At 60.4% G+C, this 24,660-nt stretch carries 26 protein-coding genes and 1 pseudogene; 20 read left to right on the forward strand and 7 right to left on the reverse strand.

Features of this window, described 5'->3' with window-relative positions; translation table 11 throughout:
- Positions 1-158 precede the first annotated feature (158 nt).
- The 9 genes from ACB033_RS07535 (at position 159) to ACB033_RS07575 (ending at position 5,937) form a co-directional block, all read left to right on the forward strand.
- Positions 159-557, forward strand: coding sequence for a septal ring lytic transglycosylase RlpA family protein (locus tag ACB033_RS07535; RefSeq protein ID WP_162519783.1), 399 nt, complete (start codon positions 159-161; stop codon positions 555-557).
- A 419-nt stretch (positions 558-976) separates the two neighbouring features.
- The gene (locus ACB033_RS07540; RefSeq protein WP_139724017.1) at positions 977-1,450 is read left to right on the forward strand and encodes a cupin domain-containing protein; all 474 of its coding nucleotides are present in this window, start codon (positions 977-979) and stop codon (positions 1,448-1,450) included.
- A gap of 17 nt (positions 1,451-1,467) precedes the next feature.
- Complete coding sequence (locus tag ACB033_RS07545; protein ID WP_139724015.1) at positions 1,468-1,953, forward strand: GNAT family N-acetyltransferase; 486 nt, start codon at positions 1,468-1,470, stop codon at positions 1,951-1,953.
- A 245-nt stretch (positions 1,954-2,198) separates the two neighbouring features.
- On the forward strand, positions 2,199-2,510 hold the full coding sequence (locus ACB033_RS07550; protein WP_117405843.1) for a putative quinol monooxygenase: 312 nt from the start codon (positions 2,199-2,201) through the stop codon (positions 2,508-2,510).
- 288 nt (positions 2,511-2,798) lie between these two features.
- Positions 2,799-3,269 carry an N-acetyltransferase gene (locus tag ACB033_RS07555; protein ID WP_024942520.1) on the forward strand — a complete coding sequence of 157 codons (471 nt, stop codon included), beginning with the start codon at positions 2,799-2,801 and terminating at the stop codon, positions 3,267-3,269.
- A 12-nt stretch (positions 3,270-3,281) separates the two neighbouring features.
- Positions 3,282-3,782: a peptide deformylase gene (gene def / locus ACB033_RS07560; protein ID WP_139724014.1), complete on the forward strand. Its 501-nt coding sequence runs from the start codon at positions 3,282-3,284 to the stop codon at positions 3,780-3,782.
- Positions 3,783-3,846: 64 nt separating this feature from the next.
- On the forward strand, positions 3,847-4,458 hold the full coding sequence (locus ACB033_RS07565) for a DJ-1/PfpI family protein (RefSeq protein WP_139724012.1): 612 nt from the start codon (positions 3,847-3,849) through the stop codon (positions 4,456-4,458).
- A 65-nt stretch (positions 4,459-4,523) separates the two neighbouring features.
- Entirely contained in the window at positions 4,524-5,009 is a 486-nt protein-coding gene (locus tag ACB033_RS07570; protein ID WP_024942523.1) for a GNAT family N-acetyltransferase, read from the forward strand.
- A 97-nt stretch (positions 5,010-5,106) separates the two neighbouring features.
- On the forward strand, positions 5,107-5,937 hold the full coding sequence (locus ACB033_RS07575) for a hypothetical protein (protein WP_139724010.1): 831 nt from the start codon (positions 5,107-5,109) through the stop codon (positions 5,935-5,937).
- Between the two features lie 64 nt (positions 5,938-6,001).
- On the opposite strand, the gene ACB033_RS07580 is transcribed toward ACB033_RS07575, so the two are convergent.
- Positions 6,002-6,205: a hypothetical protein gene (locus tag ACB033_RS07580; protein ID WP_017785290.1), complete on the reverse strand. Its 204-nt coding sequence runs from the start codon at positions 6,203-6,205 to the stop codon at positions 6,002-6,004.
- Positions 6,206-6,404: 199 nt separating this feature from the next.
- On the opposite strand from ACB033_RS07580, the gene ACB033_RS07585 reads away from it, so the two are divergent.
- Positions 6,405-7,292: a PhzF family phenazine biosynthesis protein gene (locus tag ACB033_RS07585; RefSeq protein WP_024942525.1), complete on the forward strand. Its 888-nt coding sequence runs from the start codon at positions 6,405-6,407 to the stop codon at positions 7,290-7,292.
- A 68-nt stretch (positions 7,293-7,360) separates the two neighbouring features.
- Here the strand turns inward: ACB033_RS07585 and ACB033_RS07590 are convergent, their stop codons facing one another.
- On the reverse strand, positions 7,361-8,638 hold the full coding sequence (locus tag ACB033_RS07590; protein ID WP_126881909.1) for a triacylglycerol lipase: 1,278 nt from the start codon (positions 8,636-8,638) through the stop codon (positions 7,361-7,363).
- 245 nt (positions 8,639-8,883) lie between these two features.
- Here ACB033_RS07590 and ACB033_RS07595 point away from each other — a divergent pair, with 245 nt between their 5' ends.
- Positions 8,884-9,885, forward strand: coding sequence for a Wadjet anti-phage system protein JetD domain-containing protein (locus ACB033_RS07595; RefSeq protein WP_139724008.1), 1,002 nt, complete (start codon positions 8,884-8,886; stop codon positions 9,883-9,885).
- A 389-nt stretch (positions 9,886-10,274) separates the two neighbouring features.
- On the opposite strand, the gene ACB033_RS07600 is transcribed toward ACB033_RS07595, so the two are convergent.
- On the reverse strand, positions 10,275-10,853 hold the full coding sequence (locus ACB033_RS07600) for an alkylphosphonate utilization protein (protein WP_065017663.1): 579 nt from the start codon (positions 10,851-10,853) through the stop codon (positions 10,275-10,277).
- Between the two features lie 237 nt (positions 10,854-11,090).
- Between ACB033_RS07600 and ACB033_RS07605 the strand changes: the two genes are divergently transcribed.
- The 5 genes and pseudogenes from ACB033_RS07605 to ACB033_RS07625 all read left to right on the forward strand — a co-directional run bounded on the left by ACB033_RS07605 (position 11,091) and on the right by ACB033_RS07625 (position 15,855).
- Positions 11,091-12,320 carry a methyltransferase gene (locus tag ACB033_RS07605; protein ID WP_139724006.1) on the forward strand — a complete coding sequence of 410 codons (1,230 nt, stop codon included), beginning with the start codon at positions 11,091-11,093 and terminating at the stop codon, positions 12,318-12,320.
- Between the two features lie 316 nt (positions 12,321-12,636).
- Positions 12,637-14,085 carry a chitinase gene (locus ACB033_RS07610; protein ID WP_042006862.1) on the forward strand — a complete coding sequence of 483 codons (1,449 nt, stop codon included), beginning with the start codon at positions 12,637-12,639 and terminating at the stop codon, positions 14,083-14,085.
- Between the two features lie 450 nt (positions 14,086-14,535).
- On the forward strand, positions 14,536-14,664 hold the full coding sequence (locus tag ACB033_RS07615) for a VOC family protein (protein WP_094698153.1): 129 nt from the start codon (positions 14,536-14,538) through the stop codon (positions 14,662-14,664).
- 136 nt (positions 14,665-14,800) lie between these two features.
- Positions 14,801-15,196: a GFA family protein gene (locus ACB033_RS07620; protein WP_139724004.1), complete on the forward strand. Its 396-nt coding sequence runs from the start codon at positions 14,801-14,803 to the stop codon at positions 15,194-15,196.
- Between the two features lie 52 nt (positions 15,197-15,248).
- Positions 15,249-15,855, forward strand: a pseudogene (locus ACB033_RS07625) (histidine phosphatase family protein).
- 47 nt (positions 15,856-15,902) lie between these two features.
- Here ACB033_RS07625 and ACB033_RS07630 read toward each other — a convergent pair.
- On the reverse strand, positions 15,903-17,198 hold the full coding sequence (locus ACB033_RS07630; protein WP_017764566.1) for a diguanylate cyclase: 1,296 nt from the start codon (positions 17,196-17,198) through the stop codon (positions 15,903-15,905).
- A 211-nt stretch (positions 17,199-17,409) separates the two neighbouring features.
- On the opposite strand from ACB033_RS07630, the gene ACB033_RS07635 reads away from it, so the two are divergent.
- Complete coding sequence (locus ACB033_RS07635; protein WP_124250347.1) at positions 17,410-17,820, forward strand: SRPBCC family protein; 411 nt, start codon at positions 17,410-17,412, stop codon at positions 17,818-17,820.
- A 112-nt stretch (positions 17,821-17,932) separates the two neighbouring features.
- Here ACB033_RS07635 and smrB read toward each other — a convergent pair whose 3' ends face one another.
- The gene (smrB, locus tag ACB033_RS07640) at positions 17,933-18,457 is read right to left on the reverse strand and encodes an endonuclease SmrB (protein WP_017764564.1); all 525 of its coding nucleotides are present in this window, start codon (positions 18,455-18,457) and stop codon (positions 17,933-17,935) included.
- A gap of 65 nt (positions 18,458-18,522) precedes the next feature.
- Here smrB and prmB point away from each other — a divergent pair, with 65 nt between their 5' ends.
- Positions 18,523-19,458 carry a 50S ribosomal protein L3 N(5)-glutamine methyltransferase gene (prmB, locus tag ACB033_RS07645; RefSeq protein WP_005300587.1) on the forward strand — a complete coding sequence of 312 codons (936 nt, stop codon included), beginning with the start codon at positions 18,523-18,525 and terminating at the stop codon, positions 19,456-19,458.
- Positions 19,459-19,470: 12 nt separating this feature from the next.
- A complete protein-coding gene (gene aroC, locus ACB033_RS07650; protein WP_010634057.1) occupies positions 19,471-20,559 on the forward strand; it encodes a chorismate synthase in 1,089 nt (362 codons plus the stop codon).
- Between the two features lie 65 nt (positions 20,560-20,624).
- On the opposite strand, the gene ACB033_RS07655 is transcribed toward aroC, so the two are convergent.
- Positions 20,625-21,470, reverse strand: a complete 846-nt coding sequence (locus ACB033_RS07655) for an ABC transporter substrate-binding protein (protein ID WP_139724002.1) — start codon at positions 21,468-21,470, stop codon at positions 20,625-20,627.
- A 324-nt stretch (positions 21,471-21,794) separates the two neighbouring features.
- Here ACB033_RS07655 and ACB033_RS07660 point away from each other — a divergent pair, with 324 nt between their 5' ends.
- Positions 21,795-23,201, forward strand: coding sequence for a DEAD/DEAH box helicase (locus ACB033_RS07660; RefSeq protein WP_005300600.1), 1,407 nt, complete (start codon positions 21,795-21,797; stop codon positions 23,199-23,201).
- 106 nt (positions 23,202-23,307) lie between these two features.
- Here ACB033_RS07660 and ACB033_RS07665 read toward each other — a convergent pair whose 3' ends face one another.
- The gene (locus ACB033_RS07665) at positions 23,308-24,237 is read right to left on the reverse strand and encodes a LysR family transcriptional regulator (protein ID WP_139724000.1); all 930 of its coding nucleotides are present in this window, start codon (positions 24,235-24,237) and stop codon (positions 23,308-23,310) included.
- Positions 24,238-24,660 lie beyond the last annotated feature (423 nt).

The following is a 24,660-nucleotide window of genomic DNA, read 5'->3' on the forward strand; positions in this document are numbered from 1 at the left end:
GACGAGGTATGAAAACGGGAGGCTTGGCCTCCCGTTTTGTTTGGAAACTGTGGCAAAGTAGCGGCGCGGCCCTGGCAGGCCGGCATCACGCCGGTTTGCTTACAACCGGCGCCGCTTTATTGGTATCGAAACCCCGCAGGGGAGCAAGGACAAGGCACATGGTTGAAAAGGGGCAATTTTTGCGAAAGGGGCTGCTGCTGCCGCTCACCGTACTGCTGGCCGCCTGCAGCAGTCGCTATGACGAGAGCCACGGCGGTAGCTGGCGCGGCTATAGCGAGACGGGGCTTGCCTCCTACTACGCCGATCGCTACCACAACAAGCGCACCGCCAGCGGCGAGCCTTACCAGCGCCACGCCAACACTGCCGCCCACATGGAGCTGCCCTTCGGCGCCATGGTGCGGGTCACCAACCTCGCCAACGGCAAGAGCGTGGTGGTCAGGGTCAACGACAGGGGCAATTTCCCGCGCGGGCGCATCATCGATCTCTCCAAGGCGGCGTTCAGCGCCATCGGCAATCCCCGCGCCGGGCTTATCAAGGTCAGGATTGAGGTGCTCTAGTAACCGGGTCTGCATGTGCTGGTGCCCCTCCATACCCGAGCCGCTGGAAGAGGGCGCTTCCCAGTGATCGCGGGCCATCTTCTTCATTCCATTGGTGATGTTGCCAACACGACTTCCCATTTTCCGGTGTGCCATTAAGATAGCCAAACGAAAATCAGGGAGTCTTTGCCATCTGGCGGCAATCGGTCAGGCGGGCATCGGGCAGGAGCAGGGGAGGTTGAATGCATATGGAACACCCCTTGCCGTGGGTGGAGGCGATCATGTCTCCCTTCAAAGGGGTGACAGGGGAGGATTTCACCGGCGTTTGCTGCAACCGGGCATGGCATGGTGTGTGAGACACCCCTTCAACCCCCTGCCCATGCTTCGCCGCTAAGGAGCAGGCTATAAAGAGAGACCTCATTCACAGGGAGGATCAGAACATGACTGACAAGCGCGCCATTCAGGCAGCGGCCATCCCCGAGCACAAGGCAAAGTCCCTTTATCCGGAGCCCTTTGCCTCCCTGGTCAAGCACCGCACCCGGCGCAGGCTGGGGGATCATTTCGGCCTCGCCAATTTCGGGGTCAATCTGACGACCCTGGCACCGGGGGCCATCTCGGCGCTCAAGCACCATCACGGCCTGCAGGACGAGTTCGTCTATGTGCTCTCGGGCAATCCCACCCTGCGCCACGGGGAGGAGGAGTACCGGATGTCGCCAGGGGAGTGCATCGGCTTCAAGGGTGGCAGCGGCCTGGCCCACCAGTTGCTCAACCACGGTGAAGTGGACGCCGTCTATCTCGAGGTGGGGGACAGGCTACCAGGGGACACCGTCGACTATCCCGATGACGATCTGGCCCTGATACAGGGTGCCGATGGCGGCTGGTTAGCCAGACACAAGGATGGCAGCCCCTACTAGGGGCGCCTCTTCGCGCAATGAGAGATACTTCCATGGTGTTCAGCCCCTTTTCTGCTGTCAGGGCAGAGGATTTTCTGCCGCTGCTCAACGACGAGACGCTGCGAAAGCACCTGATCCCTCACCCGCTTTTCGATGTTGCCGGGGTGCGCGACTGGATGGCGCACAAGCTGAGAGTCGACGACCGGCCAGGTTGCCGCGTGCGCGCCATCTTCCTCGACAGCACCTTAGCGGGGTGGTGCGGCATCCAGCCCGATGATGAGGGGGTAGAGCTTGCCATTGTGCTCGCCAGGGTTGGCTGGGGAAGCGGCGTGGCGATTTTCAACGAGATGATGGGGTGGGCGAGGGCGCTTGGCCATCGGACGATCCTCTTTCACCTGCTGGATACCCGCCCGCCTTACCGCTCCCTCGCCAGACGGGCCATCTGGGTGAGGAAAACACGCCTGGGCGAACACCCCTTCACCACCTATTGCCTTGATGTTGAATCCTGGTCTGCAGACCCTTAGCCAGGGGGTAGCAAGCCGTGCCGCCTCCTAGCGGGTAACATTGACACCCTTTGCGCAATGATCCCTCCCGCTCGTTTGTTCCTCTGTGCACTGCGTGGTGAACACTGTGTTCATTCTGCCCCCCTATATGGCCCCCACCGTCCTGCCTACACTGGGCAACTTCTGATGGGGGGCATCCGGCACTATAAATAGCTGCCCAGGCTGCACTCTCTAGTGTCTTGACGATGTAAAACGGAGAAGGATGGATGAAAAAAGAGACAGACAAACTGGTGTCTATCGCCGTGCTGAAGGCCCGCACTGGCATGAGAGAGCAACTGCGCCGCGAGCTGCTCAAGCTTATTGCGCCGACGCGGCGCGAGCCGGGCAACCTGGATTACGTGTTGTTTGAATTGCAGGAGGAGCCGGGCACCTTCTACATGCGCGAGGCGTTCATCAATCAGGCCGCGCTGGACAGCCACTGCCAGACGGACTATTTCCAGGCCTTTGCTGCCCAGGCCGAGGCTCTGCTGGCAGAGCCGCTGCGGCTGATTTTTATGGAGGAGGTGAGCCTCCCTTAAACCCATCGGGCCCAAGGTCGGCCCGATTTCTTCCCATGCCCGGTGCCGCACCAGACGCTATCCCCCGTCATCTTCCCCTTGATTTGCTTTCCTCCATCCTCCGACGAGGGACGTCTCATCACACTTATGCCACCTGTTTGTACCTGCAACCTTTTCATCTCCAGATTGTTTAGTAAGATACCCAAATGAAAATCAATATTGGGGCCAAACCCCGCAGCATCGTCACCATCGCGGGGGCTGTGATGTGGGTATTGGCCGTCATGGCGCCGAACAGATCAGAGGGATGAGATGGAGATAACACTGGCAGGGATCCCGCCAAGTGAGTTTGAACAGCGCTTTGCGGCCGTCAAAGAGGGGATCTTTCCCTATGTCGAGGCTGTGTTTGGCTGGGATGACGAGATGCAGCGTGAGCGGTTGACCAGCGAATATGAGCCGCACTGGTTTTCGTGGATCCTGGTAGAGGGTGAGCGAGTCGGCCTGCTCTGCTGCAAGCCATACGAGGATGCGCTGCACGTCCATCTGCTGATCATCTTCCCTCGCCATCAGGGCCGGCAGCTTGGTTCTGCCGTCATGGCGCGGCTGCAACGGGAAGCGGCATGTGAGGGGAGGGTGCGGGTGACCCTGTCGAGTTTTACCGCCAATCAGGGGGCGCTGCGGTTTTATCGGCGCCTCGGTTATCAGGTGGTGGCGGAGGAGCCGGCGTTCGTCTCCTTGTCCCGACCGGTGACGAGGGAAGAGTCATGGGGTGCCCATGGTTGAGGGAGCGTATTGATGGCAAGGCTGGATATTTTAACGGTTCCCGACCCCAGGTTGAGAGTCAAGGCCGAGCGGGTTGAGGATATTGCGGCCGTGCAAGGCCTGATCGATGACATGCTGGAGACCCTCTATGCCACCGACAATGGTATTGGTCTCGCCGCCACGCAAGTGGGGCGCAAGGAGGCCATCGTCATCATCGACCTGTCAAAGAACAGGGATCAGCCGCTGGTATTGATCAATCCGCAAGTGATAAGCGGCACTGACCCAGCGCTTGGGCAAGAGGGGTGTCTGTCCGTTCCCGATTATTACGCCGACGTCGAACGTTACAGCACAGTGGTGGTGTCGGCAGTGGATCGTCATGGCGCCCCGATCACGGTAAAGAGCAGCGATTTCCTGGCCATCGTGATGCAGCATGAGATCGATCACCTGCTGGGAAATCTGTTTATCGATTATCTCTCGCCGCTCAAGCGCACTATGGCGTTGAAGAAGGTAAAAAAGCATTTCAAGGCGACATGACGCGATATTTCATGCGGCACGTTACATAACCATTTGATTATCTGCACAGGATGACGGGGTAACCATGTACAAGGTTGGTATTGTTTTATTTGATGATTTCACCGATGTGGATTTTTTCTTGATGTATGACCTGCTTGGGAGAAGCAAAGAGAGCTGGTCGGTGAAAATACTGGGAACCAAACCGGAGCATGGCTCTGCACTGGGTATCAACGTAAAGACGGATGGACATGTGACGGAAGCCCGTGATCAGGATGTGGTGCTGATCACCAGCGGGCAGCGTGGCATCCCTGCCGCGCTGCAGGACCATGAGTTCATGTCCGCGTTGCGACTGGAGCCGCAGCGGCAGCTGATTGGCTCAATATGCGCAGGTTCATTCATATTGCATGAACTGGGTTTGCTGAAGGGAAAGAAATTGACAACCAACCCTGCAGCCAAAGCCCGGTTGCTGGAGATGGGGGGAGATGTGCAAGACTCTCCCCTGGTAGTGCAAGGAAATATTGCAACGGCAGGCGGCTGCCTCTCCTTGGTTTATTTGATTGGCTGGGTGGCCGAACGATGTTTTGGTCCGGAGAAGCGCAGGTTGATCCAGTCTCAACTTATTCCTGCCGGACAAATGGAAATCTTCGAAGAACTGATATCTTCCACCATCAGAGATGCTGAGAGTGCATTTGACTGATGTCATCCAATGCTCCTGAGCTCGGTTCAGACCATGACAAGCAAGCGCTATGACAAGGATGGTGAATGAACCTTGCGTTCAACAGGATCAATCTGGCCCGAGACTACGATTTTTGTGTGGCAGCGCGCCGGGACGCCTATGTGTGCAGCTTCCATCGCGACGACGGATTTGACGCGTTTCTGGCGGGCTATCGGGAGCGGATGACGACGAGGCTGACCAGCCGGGAGTGGCATTATCTGCATGTATGGCGCGGTGGCGAAATAGTAGGGCAGCTGGAATTTCGGACCTCTTCACCCGAGCCGGATAGCGGCTATGTTCACCTGATCTATTTGACGCCGCAGGCGCGCGGACAGGGCCTGGCCGCATTGCTGCTCCAGCACGTTGCCCACACAATGCAGCAGGCCGGTTGCCGGCGGGCAGTGCTGTCAGTCAGTCGCCTCAACTTGCGTGCGCTGCGTTTCTATCGACGCTGTGGGTGGCACTATCTTGGGCCAAACCCCAAGCATGCCGAGACAGATTTTTATGAATACCGGTTGCCGGACCCGGCTTGAAACTGGGCAAGCGACCTGAGCCGAAGACGGTGGGAGCGCATCCGCGCCCTGAATGACGATATGACAGGGCAGGCTGCAAGCCACGGAAGGAGATGGAATGAACAAGGTGCAGTGGGCTGTTGGTGGGAAAGGCAAAGCGCCGGGAAAAATGGCGCCTCGCAGGGGGAGTCTGGTGCTGGTGTCGCTGCTGGGTTGGCTGCTGGCTATGATGCCGGCCCACGCCGAGGAGCCGCTGCTCGCCGCCGAGTATCAGCCCTTGGTACAAAAGATGATCGATGCCGCCAAGGCGCGTGATCAGCAGGCGCTGGCCCGCCAGATCAAGTACCCCTTCAAGCGAGAGTATCCCATCCCCGCGATCAAGAGCCCGGCCGAGATGGTGGCCCGTTTCGACGAGGTGTTTGATGACGCCATTTTAAAGCGCATCGCCAGCTCCCGGGCCGGGCAGGATTGGCAGGCCATGGGTTGGCGCGGCATCATGCTGGGCAGTGGCGAGGTGTGGTTGGATTTCGATGGCAAGGTGATCGGCATCAATCATCAGACGGCGCAGGCTGCAAAACGCAAAGCTGAGCTTGTCGCCAAACAGAAAAGCGATCTTTATCCCGGCCTGCGGGAGTACAAACGCCCCGAGCTGATGTGGCAGACCGAGAAATTTACCATTCGCATCGACGAGTTGGGGGATGGCCGCTATCGCTACGCCTCCTGGGCCAAGGGCAAGGCACTCAGCGACAAGCCGGATCTGGTGCTGAAAAATGGCACCGTCAGGGTGGAGGGTTCGGGAGGCAACCACACCTTTCAATTCACCAGCGGCCCTTACCGCTACGAGTGCGTCGTGACCGTTTTGGGTGAGCAGGGCATGCCGCCGGGCGAGTTGGTGGTCTATCAGAACGAGGTCGCCATCATGCACCAGCCGGTGATCAAGGTGCTCTGAGACTCCGAGCGTTCAACGCGCAGCCCGGCGTTGTGCGGTGGTCATCTTCAACGGGCTGACGGTATTAGCCCTGCGGCACTCGAACCCCCTTGTCGAGGTAGAGGCTGCTGTAGTGAGCACGATGGGTGACGAACATCACCTGATGGCGGCTGCCATCGGAGAGGATGATGAAATCACCGGCCTGGGCGGGGCTGTGCAGGCTGATCTCATGTTCGGGGGCGGTCAGCTTGTCGACCTCCTCCTTGAAGGTGAGAGTGTAAGAATACATAGGGTGCTCCACTGCAGGACCTTATACAGACACGCCTCAAAGGTAGTTGCTGTCGCCCGGCTCTGCGGCGCCCAAGCGGCACCCGTGTACCATTTAATTTACCGGCCACGGCGGGCTCGCTATCTTATGGAAAGCGGCCTGCGGTATGTGCAAACACAGTCGGCAGACCAGGGTTATCAGCCATCGTCAGGAGCAAGTCATGACAGAGCCAGCAGCACAGTGGAAACCCGAGTTGGTGCGTATTGCCGCCTTCTCTTCTGGGGAGACGGGAGGCAATCCGGCCGGGGTCTGGCTTGGTGCTCAGCTGCCCGCTACCGAGGAGATGCAGCGCATCGCCGCCGAGGTGGGTTTTTCAGAGACGGCCTTTGCCGCGCCGCTCGCCATTGCCGATGAGCCTGCCGGGACGGCGGCGCCGCAGTGGCGGGTGCGTTACTTCTCTCCACTGGCCGAGGTGCCTTTTTGCGGCCATGCCACCATTGCCCTTGGGGTGGCGCTGGGCCGTCGGGTTGGCCCCGGTGAGTATGGGTTGCAGCTCAATCAGGCCACCATTTCGGTCTCGAGCTGGCTGGATGGGGAAGGGGAGTGGCAGGCGGCGCTGCAATCGCCCCCCACCAGCAGCAAGCCAGCCCCTGCCGAACTGGTGAGCGCCGCGCTGGCGCTGTTTGGTTATACCCGGGCTGATCTGGATCCCCGCATTCCGCCGGCCCTTATCCATGGCGGCGCCGATCATCTGGTGCTGGCCCTTAACAGCCGCACGGCTCTGGCGGCCATGCACTACGAGATGGCCGCGGGGCGCGCCCTGATGCAGCAAGAGGGGCTGGTCACCATCTTGCTGGTTCATGCCGCCCGCGAGCAGCTGTTTCATACCCGCAACCCCTTTGCTTATGGCGGTGTCTATGAAGATCCCGCCACCGGTGCGGCCACCGCGGCCTTTGCCGGTTACCTGCGGGACCTGCACTGGCCCCACGGTGGCATCATCGATCTCTTGCAGGGGGAGGAGATGGGGATGGCATCTCACCTGCACGCCGAGATCCCCCCCGAGCCTGGCAGTTCAATACGGGTATTTGGCCGGGCCCGTCTGATGTAACCCAGCTAATAAAAAACCGCCAGCTGGCGGTTTCTTACTTTATGTCGGGGCAAACCGGCCGCTTTGGCCTATTGCGGGTCGTGCTCCTCAGATGGGATCTGTTCCTGGTGATCGCTCTGTAGCCAGTGCAGCAGCAGGCGAGCCACCTGCGGGCTGCCAAGCAGCGCCATGTGACTGGTGCGATAGGCAATCATGGTATGGGCGGGGAGAAAGGCCAACTGGTGGCGTGCCTCGTCATGCAGGCCAAGGGCACTGCGCAGGGGCACCAGACCATCACCAATCAACCGGTCTGCCAGCAGACTGCGTTTGGCCGCCGTGGTGGCCGCAATGGCAAAACAGCGGACTCCGCCCGGCAGGGGTAAGGGCGTACGAGGATCGGCCAAGGGGGAAGAAAGGGGGCTCAGGGCAGGGCATGGCTCCATCACCTTGCCGTGGCGCAGATCCTTGATACCGGCGCTGCGCAGCTGTGCCAACCTGACGAACGGCTCGCTGTAGGCCGTCACTGGCAGCAGTCGTTCCAGCCAGTGGCCCACTGATTCGAGCGGCGCGCCATGATGGGGCGTGCCGAGAAACAGCAGATTTTTAAGGTGAGCCGGCCATGCCAGGGCGGCCATGTCGGCGTTGTGACAGGCGCTGCGGATCACCAGCCCGCCCATGCTATAGGCCAGCACGCTGATCTCGCCAAGGCCACCGGGCCAGTGGGTTGCCAGTTGTTCCAGCTGACGGGCCAGTGCTTGACCGTTCTGCACGATGGAGAGGCCCGAGTTGTAGCGCACATAGATGGGCACGTAACCCAGTGCCTTGGCCAGCATCTCCCCGTGATTGACCGATGTATCCTGGAGCCGTGTCTGCCACTGCAGATCGTTCATGCACAGACCGTGCACCATCAGCAGCACCCGCCCGCGAGGGGGCAGTTGCGCGGGCAGGCTCTGCCAGCTCAGGGGCTTGCCGAGATAACGCAGAGTCATGGGGGTGGCCAGGGCATTGTGACTCTCGACCAGCTTGTCCCCCATCACGCCATTGAGGGTGGCGAGCAGGGCGGCGCGGCTGGGCGTGTCGGGAATGTGCTGCAAAGGCGGGGCTGGCGGCAGACGGGCAAGCAGGGCATGGAGGCCGCTGCCCAACGCGCTGGCGGCGCCATGTACCCCCTTATAAACCAGCCCGGTGATCCCTGCCGTCTTTCCTTCCTCCCGCCCTTTGAAGCCCATGCCGCTCAAGACCGCCTGATGGACGGCTTCGGTGAGCTGTATGGTCGCAGGCAGGGCCTGAATGGACAGTCGTGTCAGTTCGCGAATGTCCGCAAGATGCCAGGAAGTGGCGGGTAGTGGTGCGGTTGGTTGCGTCATTAGAGCCCCCTGTGAAGATATTGCCGGCCTGCTCCCGCCCGGCCGCGAACAGCGTGCACGACAACCAGCTTGCGCCCTTTGCCCCGGGTTTGCCAGTAATGCGCCGACGGTTCTTGGCAGAAAACTACCTCGTGCGCCTAAAGGCTACGAGCGTGATCTTTCCTTGGTGCGAGTCGGGTCACGGCAGCGGGCAGCAAAATCCACTCTACTTCTTTTCCATATGGCACCGAAATGGGGAGGCGAAGATGTCACTGTTTGATGAGCGCAGGGTACAGGATCTCTGTGCCCGCTTGCTGGAGGGCAGCGATGAGAAGGGGTATTCACTCGATAGCAAGCATGGCCGCGGATTGCGAGATCTCTTGCAGGCTGTGGGCGGAGTCAAGCCGGTGGGGCGAGGGGCTCGTTATGTGCTGACGGATGCTGGGCGAGCTTATCTAGCAGCACAGTTGGCACAGGTGGCACCAGTGATGCCAAACAGGCGTGACACTGTACGTGCTCTCGGGGTGGACCTGCCTGCGTGCCTCAACCAGGCCAGTTTTCATGCCCTCTGGTATGGGGACAGCAAGAGCGGGATAGGTCCAGATAATGATGCTATCGACATAACATTGACACAGGATGAGGTGGTCCGGCTGCGTACCATGAGCCCGTTGCTACTCATTGATAAGAGCGGCCAGCGCCATGATATGACGGCACAGTTGGCGCTATTGGGAGAGCTGGTCTTGCCGGAGCGTTGTCTTTGCAAGTTGCAGGGCATCGAGTGGCAAGGACAGCAGATAGTCACGGTGGAGAACAAGGGGGCCTTCGTGGATTACCCGTTGCAAGCAGGGGAGTTGTTGCTTTATGTGCCTGGCCGCAATACCAGACTGGCGCGGCAAGTGATCCCGCTACTGCCGGCGGTTGTGCCTTGGGCCCATTTTGGTGATCTGGATCAGCGGGGATTGGATATTGCTACCGAGCTGGCCCATGCCCTCCGTCGTCCGTTGGCGCTCTGGTTGCCAGACACCTTGATGGCCTATGTTCATCACTATGCTTGTCCTTTGATCCGCCGCCTGGAAGGGCAACCGATCAGCAGAGGCAAGATCCCTTGGGGGGTAGTACCCGTGAGCGGCGGGGAGGACAGACTGCTGGCAGAGGCCATGACGCATCTAGTCTCAAACGGATTGTGGTTGGAGCAAGAAGTATTGGTGCTGGCCGGGGGTTGGCAGTCATGGCAACTCGAGGTGTTTTGCGAGCAAGGTAGCAAATAAAAAAACCGCCATCAGGCGGTTTTTTTATTTGCCGGCCCTTATTTCAGGGCTTTCTTCAGCTTCTTGATCTTGCTCTCGTGCTTGGCAATTTTCTCGAGGCGGGTGGCGATCTTCTTCTTGATCTCTTTCTTGCTGACTTTGGCCATCTGGCGTGCTCCTTTTGCAATGATGACACTCGCGGTGTCGGGGTAGGTCAGTCCATGAACCTCCAGAGTGCCACAGGGTAGCTGATGACACCAACCTTTCGCTCAAAATAACGGCAGACAGCATGCCGGCGTAGGGTCTTGTGCTGCGACGCTACGAATCCAGAACAGGGTCGCTGCAGGGTAATCGGCAGCCATAAAAAAAGCGCCCCGCGGGGCGCTCTTGTAATCGGTGCGTGGGGGCGATCAGGCCTTTTTCAGGTAGGCGGCAACCAGCACGATCTGCACGCCGTTGACCTTGCCTTCGATGTGCAGCGGGTTGTTGGTGAGGCGGATGCCCTTCACCAGGGTGCCACGCTTGGCGGTGAAGCCCGCCCCCTTGACGTCCAGATCCTTGATCAGGGTCACCGAGTCACCTTCGACCAGTACGGCGCCGTTGGAGTCGACGGTCGGGACGCTGTCGTCATCCTCGCTGGCCAGGCCCGCTTCGGCCCAGGCCTTGGTCTCATCTTCCATGTACATCATGTCCAGCATGTCCTGGGCCCACACCTCGCCCTGGGCGGAGAGGCTTTTCAGCTGGCGCCACGCCATGACCTGTACCGCAGGGACCTGGCTCCACATGCTGTCACCCAGGCAGCGCCAGTGGTTGACCACTGTGGTTTCTGGCTGCTCCAGCTGGCCACGGCAGGTGTCGCACAGGGCAACGCTGTGATCATCATCGCTGGCCGGAGAGTGGGGGACCGCGAAGGCAGTCAGTGCCTGTTCGGCACCGCACAGTTCACACTTGGCGCCCGCGCGCGCTTGCAGGATGGCATTGATGGTCATGTTTTGGTTCCATTCACGTTGGTAAAATGGCCCGCGCTGGGCAGGCCAAGATAATGAAGGGGCGGAATATACCACAAAACCCCGCTCTTTGTCAGGCTAAGCCCCGCCGCAGGACTATGGCGGGGCGGAGGAATGGGCCGAAGGGGCTCTCTTTGCCCGTGCTGAAGCCCGGTGATGGCGGCACACCCATGCCGGCGCAGCATGGATGAGAGTGCTTTTTGGCGCGGGATCGCTAGAATGAGCCTCCATTTTGACGGCAGAACAGGGGCTCACGTGCTGGCTCAACGTTTTCAACAACTGGACCGGCTGCTGAGCGAAGCCCGGCACTGGTGGCAATACCAACCCTATCATCACCTTGACCTCGCCTTTGCCAAGGCGGCGCCGGCGCTGGCTGAGCGGCTCAATGCCCTGTCGCTGGCCGAGATTGAGCGGCTCGATGGCGACATGCCTGCCCTGTGCGAGCTGCTGGCCCCCTGGATCCCGCAGGGTTCAGCGTTGCATGCTCTGAGCGCGTTGCCGACCCTGACGGGCGACCCCATCCCGTGCGAGCGGACCATGGCGATGTACATGCCGGGGCGCAAGCAGGCCCAGATTGAAGCCTTCACCGCCTGCCTACCCGCCCATCGCGGCCCCTATCTGGAGTGGTGTGCGGGCAAGGGACACCTGGGGCGGCTGGTCTCCCTGCACCGTCAAGCCGAGGTGCTGAGCCTGGAGCTGCAGGCGCCCCTGTGCGAAGAGGGGCGCCTGCTGGCCGCCCGCGACGGCGCCCGGATGGCATTTGTCTGTGCCGATGCCTTCGCCGATGAGACGGCCCAGCTGATCGCCCCGGCCCATCACGCCATGGCGCTGCACGCCTGCGGCGAGCTGCACACCCATCTGATTGAACAGGTGGCGGCGCGCGGTGCCGAGGGGGTGACCCTCTCCCCCTGCTGTTATCACCTGATCCGCACCAGCCACTACCGCCCGCTCTCCGGCCCGGCCAAGGCTAGTGCGCTGCAGCTTGCCAAGAGCGATCTGAAGCTGCCGCTGCAGGAGACGGTCACCGGCGGCGCCCGCATCGCCCGCTTGCGCGAGCAGGAGGTGGCCTGGCGGCTGGCCTTTGACTGCCTGCAGCGCCAGGTGCGCGGGGTGGATGAGTATCTGCCGGTGCCCAACATGCAAAAGAGCCTGCTGACCGGTACCTTCGAGGATTTCTGTGGCTGGGCCGCCGAGCGAAAGGGGCTGTTGTTGCCGGCCGGCCTCGACTACGCCGGGTTTCTGGCAAAAGGGGAGGCGCGTTATGGCGATGTCGCCCGCATGGAGCTGGTGCGTCACCTGTTTCGCCGTCCGCTGGAGCTCTGGCTGGTGCTGGATCGCACCCTCTTCCTGCAAGAGCAGGGCTACCGGGTGGAGGTGGGAGAGTTTTGCGACAAGCCCATGACTCCCCGCAATATCCTGATCCGTGCGGTGCGCACGCCAGAAAAATAAGCGGCGGGCCCCGTCGTTACGGGGTCTGTTGCAGCGGCTTGCTGTTTAACCTTCGAGGTCGCCGATTGGGGCGTTTGTTTCGTTGAAAGAGCGGCTTTTTCGCTCTTTTTTCATTTTTCTTCGGTTTATTTTCATATATCCGGCCGCCGCGTCAAAACATCGGTTCACAATGCATTTTATGGCGGCCGACCGACAGAGTGAATTGGCTCACAGTTCCGATAACATTCTTAATTTTCATCGTGAATTTAGTGGCTGATAATATTACTCTCGAGGCGACTCTTATCCCGACGTTATTCTGACATAAGGACTGTCTGTTATGTTCAAGCCTACACATTGTGCCTGGCTGGTTGCGGCTGCCTGCGCATTGCCAAGTCATGCCATGAATATTCAACCCGACCCACAAAATGCCGGTGGATATGTGATTGCCGCGCCGGATCTGGCGGCGGTTGAAAAATCCAAGACGGCCAATCCCATGTACGGGATTTGGGCAAAGGCGTTGGCGACACGTTCCAATACCATTGTCGATGCCATCAAACCGAGGGCAGCGAGCAACCCGGATAACGTCAAACGGGTCGAGCGGGTATTCACCGAATCGGACTGGGATTATTTAACCCAGATGGCGGCGCCGGAATATACCTACGAGCGTTTCTTGCGGGCGGTCGGTAAATTCCCCGCCTTCTGCGGCGAATATACCGATGGTCGCGATGCCGATGCCATCTGCAAAAAATCCATCATCACCGCCTTTGCCCATTTTGCCCAGGAGACCGGTGGCCACATTGCCAAGGAGAATATCTCCGACAACCCGCTGGCCCTGGAGGAGTGGCAACAGGCGCTGGTGCACGTGCGCGAGATGGGCTGGTCGGAGGGGCAGACCGGCTACACCACCGGCTGTGGCCAGAACGACTGGCAGAACAAGAAGTGGCCCTGCAGCACAGGGCAGGGTTATTTCGGTCGCGGCGCCAAGCAGCTCTCTTACCATTTCAACTACGGCGCCTTCTCCGAGGCGATGTTTGACGGCGATGCGTCCGTGCTGCTGAACAACCCCGGGCTGGTGGCGGACTCCTGGCTCAACCTTGCCTCCGCCATCTGGTTCTTCCTGACCCCGCAGGCTCCCAAGCCTGCCATGCTGCACGTGATTGACCGCACCTGGGTGCCCTCCCAGCGCGAGATCGCCGCTGGCATCGGCTACGGTTTTGGCACCACCATCAACGTCATCAACGGCGGCATCGAGTGCGGCGAGCAGAACAAGGACAAGGGTCAGCCGGTCAACCGCATCCGCTACTGGGAAGGGCTGGCCAAGCATTACGAGATCCCGCTCAAGGCCGACGAGAAGAACACCTGCTGGCAGCAGACCCCCTATGGCAGCCTCAACCTCAACGGCGCCACCGACGTGCTCTACACCAACTGGGACGGCAACTGGAAATATTACCCGGATCGGCCCGGCGGCTACTCGTTCGAGTGTGAGCTGGTGGGGTTCCAGACCGCCTACTCGGCGCTGGTGCCAGGAGATTACGAGAAGTGTGTGACCAACTTCTACGGCTCCCACGCCAACTGGCCCAAGGTGCGGGTGGTGGCCAAGCTGGATCCTGCGCCGGTTGACCCGACCGATCCCCCGGTGGGCGATGTACCTGCCTGGAGTGCCAGCAAGGTCTATACCGCGGGCAATCAGGTGAGCTACAAGGGGGCCATCTATCAGGCCAAGTGGTGGACCCAGGGCAATGAACCGGGCAAGGGGGATCCCTGGGTGCTGGTGCCAGCGAAATAAAGCAAAGCGGCCTGGATCAATTCGCGAGACGATTGATACATCTATTCAGCCAAGTAGGGGGACAGATTGTCCCCCTTGTTCCATATCCGACATGGAAAAATTGAGCTTGCATTTAATTTGGCAAGAGAGGGTGATACTCCGGCCCTTATCACTTATATGAGGGCCCAATGAGGGGGGTAATAGCCGACAGCTGCCGATGCTGATGCAGTAAGTCAGTCATCTATATCGGACTGACTCAGTTTTTTATCTTGGGGAGCCGTCAGCTGAACTTTATTCAGCTGGGCATTGATGATGTGTTGCCTTATTGAACTGGCCCTTGTTTTATCCATCAGGCATGCCTCACTCAGCCGATATTTTATCGGGCAATGACATGCAAGAGTTAAAAGGATTGGCCGCCATCTCGCCATGGAATATCACTGCGCAAATGCGTCAACATCAGGGAGCAACCTCATGTTCACTATTGCCGTGCATGTCGAAGTCCCGCTGACAGAGGTCGGGGAGGGCATCAAGGTGGCCAAATTTCAGGACCCTGAAGGCAACCGGATTGCATTGCAGGAGCGCTGGCCGCCGGCCTCGTGAGCCATCTCGCAGCCGGTTTTGTGATGGGGACGGTGGCCGACGAGGGCGCAACATGGTACTCATCTGATCCGGCAGTGGCCGCGATGGCGTGGTCAGGTCTGCGACGACAAGCGACAGCAAGGCGCAAGGAGGAGTGATGAAGGGACATTGTCTGTGTGGCGGGATTGAGGTCTTGGCCGGCGATCATCAGGAGGTGGGGGTGTGCCACTGCAGCACCTGTCGGCGCTGGTCGGGCGGCCCGCTGTTTGCGGTGCACTGCGGCAAGGAGGTGCACTTTAGCGGGCTCACCCCGGTGGCCTATCGCTCCTCGGAGTGGGCGGAGCGGGGCTTTTGTCCCACCTGCGGCACTCACCTTTTCTATCACCTGTTGCCGACGGATGAGTACATAGTGCCGGCCGGCCTGTTTCAAAACGAATCTTTCCAGCTGGCGAGCCAGATCTTCATCGACGAGAAGCCCGATTTCTACGAGCTGAAAAACGAGACACCTACCCTGACCGGTCAGCAGGTGTTCGAGCAGTTTGCCCCCAAGTAGTGAACGCGAAGGGAGGCCGCGAGCGCGGCTGGCAACATGAAAGGAACAGACCATGCAATTGGTAGTGATGCGCCACGGGCAAACCCCGGCCAATGCCGAGGGGCGCTATCAGGGGGCGCTGGATATTGCTCTAAGCGACACCGGCGTGGCCCAGATCAGCGCGCAGGCAAAGATGCTGGTCTTGGCGCATGCCCCGTTTCAGCAGCTGCTGAGCTCTCCCTTGCTGCGGGCACGGCAGAGCGCGGCCCTGGTGGCGGACGAGCTGGCGCTGCCGGTGACGCTCGCCCCTGCGTTTCGCGATCGCCATGTCGGGGTGTTCGAGGGGCTGACCCAACAAGAGGCGCGGGCGCGCTACCCTGCGCTGTGGGCCCGCAACATCACCCGGCGGCGAGTCGCTGGACGAAGTCATTGCCCGGGTCGGGCAGGGATTGGCGGAACTGGCGCAGAGTTGCCATCAGGAGCGGGTGTTACTGGTGGCGCACGGCGTGGTGGCCAAGGTGATCCGGGCGCTGACCGTGGCGGGATTTGACGACTTCTTCGAGTGGCAGCTGGCCAACGGGGCCCTGCTGGAGGTGTCGTTGGCATGTGACGACGCTGGCGGGCCGCTGGGTTTCTTTGCCCGGCCGGGCAGTGAACATGGTCTCGCTACCTTGAATTGAGGAAGGCGCCAGGCCTGATGATTGTCTATCAGGCTTGGCGTCGCCTATCAGGGGGAATCTGGCAGCGCCTTCCTTGAGCAGTTGCGCCCCTGTTTCTTGGCCAGATAGAGGGCGGTATCGGCCCGGCGCACCATGCGCTCCACCGTATCCTGCGGGCCCAGACTGGCACTGATGCCGACGCTGATGGTGAGCGGCACCTCGGTGCCTGCGCCCAGCTGATGCAGCTGCGACTCGACGGCGAGGCGGATCCGCTCCGCACTGGCCCAGGCCAGCTCCAGCGAGGTTTCCGGCAGCAGCACGATGAACTCCTCGCCGCCCCAGCGGCCCAGCATGTCCACCTCCCGCAGCTGTTTGGCGACTCGCCTGACCAGGCTCAAGATGGCCTGATCGCCCTGCTGATGGCCATAGGTGTCGTTGATCTGCTTGAAGTGATCGATGTCGATCAGCAGCAGGCTCATGGTGTGACTGAAACGCTGGCAGCGCTGCATCTCCAGCTTGACCAGTTCATCGAAGCGGCGCCGGTTGGCGATCCCGGTGAGGGGATCCGTAGTGGCCGCCACCTTGAGCTCCTCCACCAGCTTGGCCCGCTCCGAGATGTCCCGCAGGATGGCGGTCATCTCGGTGGTCTGGCCCAAGTTGATCTTGGCGATGGTTACTTCCAGCGGAAATTCGCTGCCGTCGCGGCGCAGCCCCATCACGGAGGCGCGGGCGTGCATGGGGCGCGAGTTGATGGGAGAGTTGCTGAACGCCTTGAAATAGCCGTCGTGGTTGGCCCGAAAGCGCTGGGGCAGCAGGGTCTCCAGCCGCTTGCCGAGGTAGCTTTCGTCTACCCCGAACATCTCGCAGGCGGCGGTGTTGATAAGTTCGATGCGCGACTCGCTGCTGACGCTGATGATGCCGTCATAGGCGGAGTTGACCACCGCCTCGAAGCGCTTGCGGCTCATCTTGAGCGCCTCTTCCAGCTGCTTTTTGGCGGTGATGTCGATGGCGGTGACCATGATGCGGGTGATGCGGGACTGCTCGGGAATGATGGGGGAGATGACAAAGCGCCACCAGCTGGTGCGCGACAGGGTATCGATGGGCAGCTCGCTCTCGAGCCCGGTCTGCTGGCTCACACACTCGTGCATCGGTTGCTCTATGCTGCCGGTGATGTAGCGGGGAAACATCTCGCCCAGGCGCTTGCCGATGCAGCCCAGCACATCCAACTCGAAGGCCTGGGCAAAGGTGTCGTTGGCGGAGATGAGGGTAAAGCGATCGTCCTTGTCGAGGGAAAACACCGCGACGGCGGCACCGATGGCATCGAGAGAGGACTTGATATCGGCGTGGGAACCCTGTGTGAACATGCAACCTCCATGACGAATAACATATTGATATTCAGTATAGTGCGGCCGCTTTGATGCCCGGTTGGCGGGAGCCGGGCAGGGGCCGGCCACAGAACGCCCGCTCTGGCAAACTGGCTGGCCGGCCCGGATTGGGCTTTACTTGCGGGCATCTACAAACGGCACCGGATCCGGCGCAGCGGTCTGGTCAGCGCAACGAAGCAGGGAGGGGGAGATGAAGATCAGCATCGAGGCACATATCGAGCAGGAGATAGAGGCGGTCTGGTGGGCCTGGAACGATCCGGACTGCATCGCCAGGTGGAATGCGCCCTCCAGCGACTGGCACACTACCAGCAGCCGGGTCGATCTGGTGGTGGGTGGGCGTTTTTGCCATCACATGGCCGCCAAAGACGGCAGCGCCGGGTTTGATTTCACCGGCACCTTTACCCGGGTGGAGGCGCCGACCCGGCTCTCGTTCTTGATGGATGACGGGCGCGAGGTGGATGTGCAGTTTGCGAGCGAGGCGGGCGGCACACGGGTGCAGGAGACCTTCGATGCCGAGTCGAGCCACACCCCGGCCCAGCAGCAGACGGGCTGGCAGGGGATCCTCGACAACTTCAAGCGCTACGTGGAGGCGGCAGGCTAGGGGAGAGGTGCCAGTAGCAATAAAAAACCACCGCCAGACGTCGGTGGTTTTTTATTGCGCCTTGATTACGGGGCTCATACCGCTGGCGTTGCCGGCGGGTGGCGCGAAGGCGTTACTCTTCGATATCCAGCAGCACCAGGATGGCGCTGTCACCGCCCCACTCGCGGGGGGCCTGATGGAACGCCTGTACATTGGGGTGTTGGGCCAGCCAGCTCGGGATGCGCTGCTTGAGGATGTGTTTGCCGATGCCGTGCATCACGGAGGCGACGTGAATGTTCTCGCGTCGGCAGAGAGTCAGCAGGGCCGCCAGCTCCTGTTTGGCCTGCTGCTGGTTCATGCCGTGCAGGTCGAGGTAGATCTCCGGCGGATAGCTGCCGCGCTTGAGCTTTTTGAGCTCGAATTTCGACACATCTTCGCGCACGTAACGGGTCGGTCCATCCTCTTCCAGATGGGGCTGGTATTCATCGCTGAAATAGTGGTCAACCCCAAGGGATTCGCGGCTCTCACGCATTTCGCGTTTCTGCTTGACCGGGCGTAACTCGGCCCTTATGGTATCTTGCTTGATTTTCCGGGTACCTTTTATCGCATCGCGGAACAGCAGGGTTTCCTCGTCTGTCGGTGAGGGCGTTTTTTTCATCAGGTACTCGTCTTGCTCGCTGTATAGAATTCTCGGGCCGGATATTACTCGACTTGGAGGTGGATTTGGACAAGATATTTATCGATGAGGTGGTTGCCGAGATGCACACCATCCAGGACATGTTGCGCTGGGCCATGAGTCGTTTCAACGACGCCGGGATCTTCTACGGACATGGTACCGACAACGCCTGGGATGAAGCCGTGCAGCTGGTACTGCCCGCGCTACATCTGCCGCCGGACGTGGATCCGGCCATGCGCCACTCCCGCCTGACCACCAGCGAACGGCACCGCATCGCCGAGCTCATCATCCGCCGCGTGCAGGAGCGCATTCCCGCCCCCTACCTGACCAACAAGGCCTGGTATGCCGGTTGGGAGTTCTACGTGGACGAGCGGGTGCTCATTCCCCGCTCCCCCATCGCCGAGATGGTGGCCAACCGCTTCGCCCCCTTCCTGAAAGACGAACCGACCCGGATCATGGATCTCTGCACCGGCTCCGGCTGCATCGCCATCATCATGGCCCACGAGTTCCCGGAAGCGGAAGTGGATGCCATCGACATCAGCGTCGATGCCCTCAACGTGGCCGAGCGCAACATCAACGATCACGGCTTGGAGCAGCAGGTCATTCCGATCCGCTCCGATCTGTTCCGTGATCTGCCGGTCGGCGACAAGTACGATCTCATCGTCTCCAACCCGCCCTACGTGGATTCCGAAGACATGTCGGATCTGCCGGACGAGTTTCGCCACGAACCCGAGCTGGCGCTGGCCTCCGGCTCCGACGGCCTCAAGCTCACCAAGCGTCTGCTGGCCAATGCCGCTGATTTCCTGAAAGACGATGGCGTGCTGGTGGTCGAGGTGGGCAACAGCATGATCCATCTGGAAGCCCAGTTCCCTGACGTGCCCTTCACCTGGGTGGAGTTCGAGAACGGCGGTCACGGCGTGTTCGTGATGACCCGTGCCGAGCTGGTGCAGTACCAGGACCATTTCGCGATTTACAAGAGCTAAGCAGGAGCAAGCATGGCAGGGAACAGTTTCGGCCAACTCTTTCGGGTTACCACCTTCGGCGAGAGCCACGGCCTGGCGCTGGGCGCCGTGGTCGACGGCTGCCCGCCGGGGCTTGAGATCAGCGAAGCGGATCTGCAGGGGGATCTGGACCGGCGCAAGCCCGGCACCTCCCGCTACACCACGCCGCGTCGCGAGCCGGACGAGGTGAAGATCCTCTCCGGGGTGTTCGAGGGCAAGACCACAGGCACCTCCATCGGGCTCTTGATCGAGAACACCGATCAGCGCTCCAAGGACTACTCCGACATCAAGGACTTGTTCCGTCCGGGCCACGCCGATTACACCTATCACCAGAAGTACGGCCAGCGCGACTATCGTGGCGGCGGTCGCTCCTCCGCCCGTGAAACCGCCATGCGGGTGGCGGCGGGGGCCATTGCCAAGAAGTACCTGAAACAGGTGCACGGCATCGAGATCACCGGCTTTCTCTCCCAGCTCGGCCCCATCAAGGCAGAAGCCTTCGACGCCGCGCAGATCGAGCAGAATCCCTTCTTCTTCCCTGATGCGGGCAAGCTGGAAGCGCTCGACCAATACATGCGCGACCTGAAGAAAGAGGGCAACAGTATCGGTGCCAAGGTGCAGGTCATCGCCAGCAATGTGCCGGTGGGCCTGGGTGAGCCGGTGTTCGATCGTCTCGACGCCGACATTGCTCACGCCATGATGGGCATCAATGCGGTGAAAGGGGTGGAGATCGGTGACGGGTTCGCGGTGGTGGAGCAAAAAGGCTCCGAGCATCGTGACGAGATGACCCCGGCCGGCTTTGCCAGCAACCATGCGGGCGGCATTCTGGGCGGCATCTCATCGGGTCAGGATATCGTGGTGAGCATGGCGCTCAAACCCACCTCCAGCATCACGGTGCCGGGCAAAACGATCAATACCGAAGGCGAGGCCATCGAGATGATCACCAAGGGTCGCCACGATCCTTGCGTCGGCATTCGCGCCGTGCCCATCGCCGAGGCGATGCTGGCCCTGGTGTTGATGGATCACCTGCTGCGCCACCGTGCCCAGAACCAGGGCGTGCTGACGCACACTCCGCAGCTGCGCTGATCGGCTGTTCACCACTCGGCTGATCGGGTGGCGCAGTCACACACAGGCACAATGAAAAGGCGACCTCAGGGTCGCCTTTTTGATGGCCATTCACCCCTCTTGGCGAGTGGGCCGGGGGGCGTGTCGGCCGCCGGGTTGTCGAGCCGGCAGGTGGGCGGGGTGGGGTTGCCGCTTGCCGGCGGCAGGTTGGCGATCGCCGCATCGACCCGGGCTAGGGTGTCGTCATCGATGGCGCTGTTGGCAAACATCAGGCTGACCGGCTGGTGGTGGAGCAGCAGCTGGCAGTGGATAAAACCGTCGGCCCCCAGCTGTTGCAGCCGGTAACGAGCGTATTGCCACTCGACGATGATGCCGTCGAGGCGGCGGGCCAGCAGCAGATCGATCAGCCGATCGTCGCTGTTGTATTCACTCGCCTGTTTCAGGGCCGGGCAGGATGCCATCAGCTGGGTCGGCCGGGTGCCGCGCAGCTTGCCAAGGCGCAGCTGGCTTTGCTGGCAGAGCCCCTGCAGGCTCTGCACATCCTGCCAGGGTTCACGCTGACCGGGGATGGGATCGCTGCTCAGCAGCACAAAGGTGCTGCGCCGATAGGGGGCTGAGAAACGGGCGAAGGCGCGCCGTTCCGGCGTATCGAGCGCCCCCATGGCGAGATCGAGTTGCTGCTGCTCTATTAGATGAAGGGCCCGGGCCCAGGGCAGATTGCGAAAGCGGGGCGTGAGCCCCGCCTGGGCCAGGATCTGGCGGGTCAGGCTCACGTCCAGCCCATCCAGCGTCCCCTGGGCATTGATGTAGCTGAACGGTGGCCAGTGACCCCAGGCGACGGACAATCTGGGGTTGGCTTGCAGCGGCAGAGTGAGGGCAAGCATCAGCAGAAGCAGCCAGCACCGGCCGGCAGGTAGAAAATGAACGCGCATGAACCTGAACCTCCTTGTTGCAGGATCGCCGCGGCGGCGTCGCCATGGCCTGGCATCAAGCATAGCCTGATTCGAATGAGTTCTTGAACGGCTTTTCTCGGCGGGACGGTGACCGGCTTTTGGCAAACATGCTGGGAGGAACATCACATTTTTCTCGTTTCTCCTCAATAACTCCGTTAGACTGCGCCCCTATTCTTTCCCCTTTGCTCTGCTCCCCGGGGAAATCGTTGTGTTCTCAACAGGCCCGAGTCTGGTGAGATGGCATCGGCTCAGCAGAGGAGCCCCATCCCGGATTGTCGGCGCCCCTATCCCTAGCAGGTAACTATGAGTTTTACTTCCCTCGGTCTGGCCGAACCCTTGTTGCGTGCCGTTGCCGAGCAAGGCTACGACACCCCGTCTCCCATTCAGCAACAAGCGATCCCGGCGGTACTGGCTGGCCGTGATCTGATGGCCGCCGCCCAGACCGGGACCGGCAAGACCGCAGGTTTTACCCTGCCGATGCTGCAACGCTTGACCGAGAGCAAGCGCAAGGTCTCCCCGAACCGCATCCGTGCCCTGGTGCTGACCCCGACCCGCGAGCTGGCCGCCCAGGTGGGCGAGAGCGTGCGCAACTACGGCAAGCACCTGCCGATCCGCAGCCACGTGGTATTTGGCGGCGTGAGCATAAACCCGCAGATGATGGCGACCCGCCGTGGTCTGGACGTGCTGGTGGCCTGCCCGGGCCGTCTGATGGACCTTTACAACCAGAACGCCGTCAAGTTTGACGAAGTCGAGATCCTGGTACTGGACGAAGCGGACCGCATGCTCGACATGGGCTTTATCCGCGACATCCGCCGCATCCTGGCTCTGTTGCCGAAGAAACGTCAGAACCTGCTCTTCTCCGCCACTTTCGCCGACGAAATTCGCGAGCTGGCTACTGGCCTCCTGGACAACCCGGCGGTGATCGAAGTGACCCCGCGCAACAGCACCGCCGAGCGCATCGAGCAGCTGGTGCACCCGTGCGACAAGGCCAACAAGATTGCCCTGCTGAGCCACCTCATCTCCAGCAACAACTGGCAGCAGGTGCTGGTGTTTACCCGTACCAAGCACATCGCCAACCGGGTTGCCGAGAAGCTTGAGAAAGACGGCATCAGCGCCGCCGCCATCCACGGCAACAAGAGCCAGGGGGCCCGTACCCGCGCCCTGTCCGGCTTCAAGGATGGCAGCGTGCGCGTCATGGTGGCGACCGACATCGCCGCCCGCGGCCTCGACATCGACAAGCTGCCCCAGGTGGTCAACTTCGAGCTGCCAAACGTGGCGGAAGATTACGTGCACCGTATCGGCCGTACCGGTCGTGCCGGCGCCGCCGGTCACGCCATCTCCCTGGTGGCGGCGGACGAGGGCAAGCTCATCAAGGCCATCGAGCGGCTGACCAAGCAGAGCATCCCCTGCGAGCAGGTGGCCGGCTTCGAAGCCTCCCGCGAGACGCTGGACAACATCGCCCGTGGCATCGGTGCGCCGCTGCGCAAAGAGCCGCGCGATCCGAGCGAGCAGCGCCGTGCGCCGCGTCCGCAAGGTCAAGGCCAGCGTCAAGGTGCCGGTCGCTCCGGCAATGGCGCCGGTGGTAACGGTGGTGGCAATCGCACTGGCAACGGCGGCAAGCCCAAGCCCCAGGGCGGTCAGCGTCCGGCTGATGGTGCCGGTAAACCGGCCCAGGCTCGTCGTCCGCGCCGTTCTACTCATAACCAGTAAGCGGTTCGGGAGCTTCTCTCCCCCGCTCAACGGTTGAATAGAAAACCCCGCCAAGTTGGCGGGGTTTTTTGTGCCTGCGGTTTGCAGCAGGATGAAAAGAGGTGGCTCAGGCTGCAAGCAAATGGCGACGCTTGCCGACCTGCGTCTGGATCTGTTGACATAGCGTTTGAATATTCGGTTCATCCATTTTTTCACGGGAAATATAGATGCCAACCGTGCCTCTGTTATATTCCTCAGCCATCTCGAGTGGGACGACACCAAATTTTGAGAAGTATTCTTCCATGCTGCCTGGATACGGCATGACCGCATTGCTGGTATTCACAAGATCGATGGCGGCCATCAATGAATTGGAGCTGTAAATGATTTTATCATTGAGCTGCATCTCTTCATGCTCTTGCTTTTTGATTGCCATATCCTCGACCAGATGAAGATATTTAGGTTCATCCGTGGTAATCAACAGGCTGGGGTAATAAACCAGATCCTGCTTGCTGCAAATTTTCCCTGAGAGGGGATGTCCAGCTCTGACAAATACGGCATCGCTGGCGGTAAAGAGCGGGATGAAGATCAGGCTGTAATGTTTATCCAGACCATGGATTTCATGCCCCAAGAACAGGTCGATATGATTGCCCAGGAGCAAGTCCAGCAGTCGCAGATGATTACCAACTTCGATATTGATGGCGCAAGACGGGTTGGCTGCGCGGTAATGCAGGGTGACAGGTTGCAGCACATGCTGCCACCAGGCGTGGCCGGTTCCCACTCTCAGGGGCTGGGCTGCTCGCTCGCGCAGGATGGCGAGTCGTCTGAGGGTGTCATCGTAGATCCGTTGCATCATGCGGGCCTGGGTCAGCAACAACTCGCCGGCTGCCGTCAGCGCCACACCGCCAGCCTGTCTGATGAGCAGGGGCGTACCCAGACTCTCTTCCAGTTTCTTCATGTTGTGGGTCAGCGTTGGCTGGCTCAGCCCCATGTGCCTGGCGGCGAGACTCACGCTTTTGTGGGTCGCGACTTCAATGAATTGTCTGAGGTGTTTATCCACGGGAAATAACGTACGTTCAGGATCAGGCGGAGCGCCACGCTAGTGCAAGCATGGGTGACTGTCAATCGCCTCCGTGTCGCCGCAACAGTTTTTGTGTGTGTCTCCTCACGTTGTTTTCTATTCGAGTTGACCGGTAACCGAGTTTATTTTGTGAATAGGATCACGCAATGCAGCCTGGTTATAGATGATGGCTATCCCGTCATTATGGTCGTCTATGTGTTTTTCAAGGCCTGCTGGTGTAGGCTAGAAAATACAGTTTATGGCTGTCATTAGAATAACGAAATAATAAATAAAGTAACGAAGGGAATATATGAAAATCCATCCATTGGCTTTATCCGTGTCATTGTTGTGCGGCGGAATGCTCTTGTCCGGTTGTAACGATAATAGTTCATCTGAAAGTGATAATACTATTGAGGCGAAAGC

Origin of the sequence: Aeromonas sp. S15(2024), from assembly GCF_041402265.1 — a bacterium.
In the GTDB taxonomy this organism is placed as follows: Bacteria; Pseudomonadota; Gammaproteobacteria; order Enterobacterales; family Aeromonadaceae; genus Aeromonas; species Aeromonas dhakensis.

Bases quoted from the DNA above. Each gene is read 5' to 3' on its own strand.
- ACB033_RS07535 (WP_162519783.1), top strand. From the start codon at position 159: ATGGTTGAAAAGGGGCAATTTTTGCGAAAGGGGCTGCTGCTGCCGCTC.
- ACB033_RS07540 (WP_139724017.1), top strand. From the start codon at position 977: ATGACTGACAAGCGCGCCATTCAGGCAGCGGCCATCCCCGAGCACAAG.
- ACB033_RS07545 (WP_139724015.1), top strand. From the start codon at position 1,468: ATGAGAGATACTTCCATGGTGTTCAGCCCCTTTTCTGCTGTCAGGGCA.
- ACB033_RS07550 (WP_117405843.1), top strand. From the start codon at position 2,199: ATGAAAAAAGAGACAGACAAACTGGTGTCTATCGCCGTGCTGAAGGCC.
- ACB033_RS07555 (WP_024942520.1), top strand. From the start codon at position 2,799: ATGGAGATAACACTGGCAGGGATCCCGCCAAGTGAGTTTGAACAGCGC.
- def (WP_139724014.1), top strand. From the start codon at position 3,282: ATGGCAAGGCTGGATATTTTAACGGTTCCCGACCCCAGGTTGAGAGTC.
- ACB033_RS07565 (WP_139724012.1), top strand. From the start codon at position 3,847: ATGTACAAGGTTGGTATTGTTTTATTTGATGATTTCACCGATGTGGAT.
- ACB033_RS07570 (WP_024942523.1), top strand. From the start codon at position 4,524: ATGAACCTTGCGTTCAACAGGATCAATCTGGCCCGAGACTACGATTTT.
- ACB033_RS07575 (WP_139724010.1), top strand. From the start codon at position 5,107: ATGAACAAGGTGCAGTGGGCTGTTGGTGGGAAAGGCAAAGCGCCGGGA.
- ACB033_RS07580 (WP_017785290.1), bottom strand. From the start codon at position 6,205: ATGTATTCTTACACTCTCACCTTCAAGGAGGAGGTCGACAAGCTGACC.
- ACB033_RS07585 (WP_024942525.1), top strand. From the start codon at position 6,405: ATGACAGAGCCAGCAGCACAGTGGAAACCCGAGTTGGTGCGTATTGCC.
- ACB033_RS07590 (WP_126881909.1), bottom strand. From the start codon at position 8,638: ATGACGCAACCAACCGCACCACTACCCGCCACTTCCTGGCATCTTGCG.
- ACB033_RS07595 (WP_139724008.1), top strand. From the start codon at position 8,884: ATGTCACTGTTTGATGAGCGCAGGGTACAGGATCTCTGTGCCCGCTTG.
- ACB033_RS07600 (WP_065017663.1), bottom strand. From the start codon at position 10,853: ATGACCATCAATGCCATCCTGCAAGCGCGCGCGGGCGCCAAGTGTGAA.
- ACB033_RS07605 (WP_139724006.1), top strand. From the start codon at position 11,091: ATGAGCCTCCATTTTGACGGCAGAACAGGGGCTCACGTGCTGGCTCAA.
- ACB033_RS07610 (WP_042006862.1), top strand. From the start codon at position 12,637: ATGTTCAAGCCTACACATTGTGCCTGGCTGGTTGCGGCTGCCTGCGCA.
- ACB033_RS07615 (WP_094698153.1), top strand. From the start codon at position 14,536: ATGTTCACTATTGCCGTGCATGTCGAAGTCCCGCTGACAGAGGTCGGG.
- ACB033_RS07620 (WP_139724004.1), top strand. From the start codon at position 14,801: ATGAAGGGACATTGTCTGTGTGGCGGGATTGAGGTCTTGGCCGGCGAT.
- ACB033_RS07630 (WP_017764566.1), bottom strand. From the start codon at position 17,198: ATGTTCACACAGGGTTCCCACGCCGATATCAAGTCCTCTCTCGATGCC.
- ACB033_RS07635 (WP_124250347.1), top strand. From the start codon at position 17,410: ATGAAGATCAGCATCGAGGCACATATCGAGCAGGAGATAGAGGCGGTC.
- smrB (WP_017764564.1), bottom strand. From the start codon at position 18,457: ATGAAAAAAACGCCCTCACCGACAGACGAGGAAACCCTGCTGTTCCGC.
- aroC (WP_010634057.1), top strand. From the start codon at position 19,471: ATGGCAGGGAACAGTTTCGGCCAACTCTTTCGGGTTACCACCTTCGGC.
- ACB033_RS07655 (WP_139724002.1), bottom strand. From the start codon at position 21,470: ATGCGCGTTCATTTTCTACCTGCCGGCCGGTGCTGGCTGCTTCTGCTG.
- ACB033_RS07660 (WP_005300600.1), top strand. From the start codon at position 21,795: ATGAGTTTTACTTCCCTCGGTCTGGCCGAACCCTTGTTGCGTGCCGTT.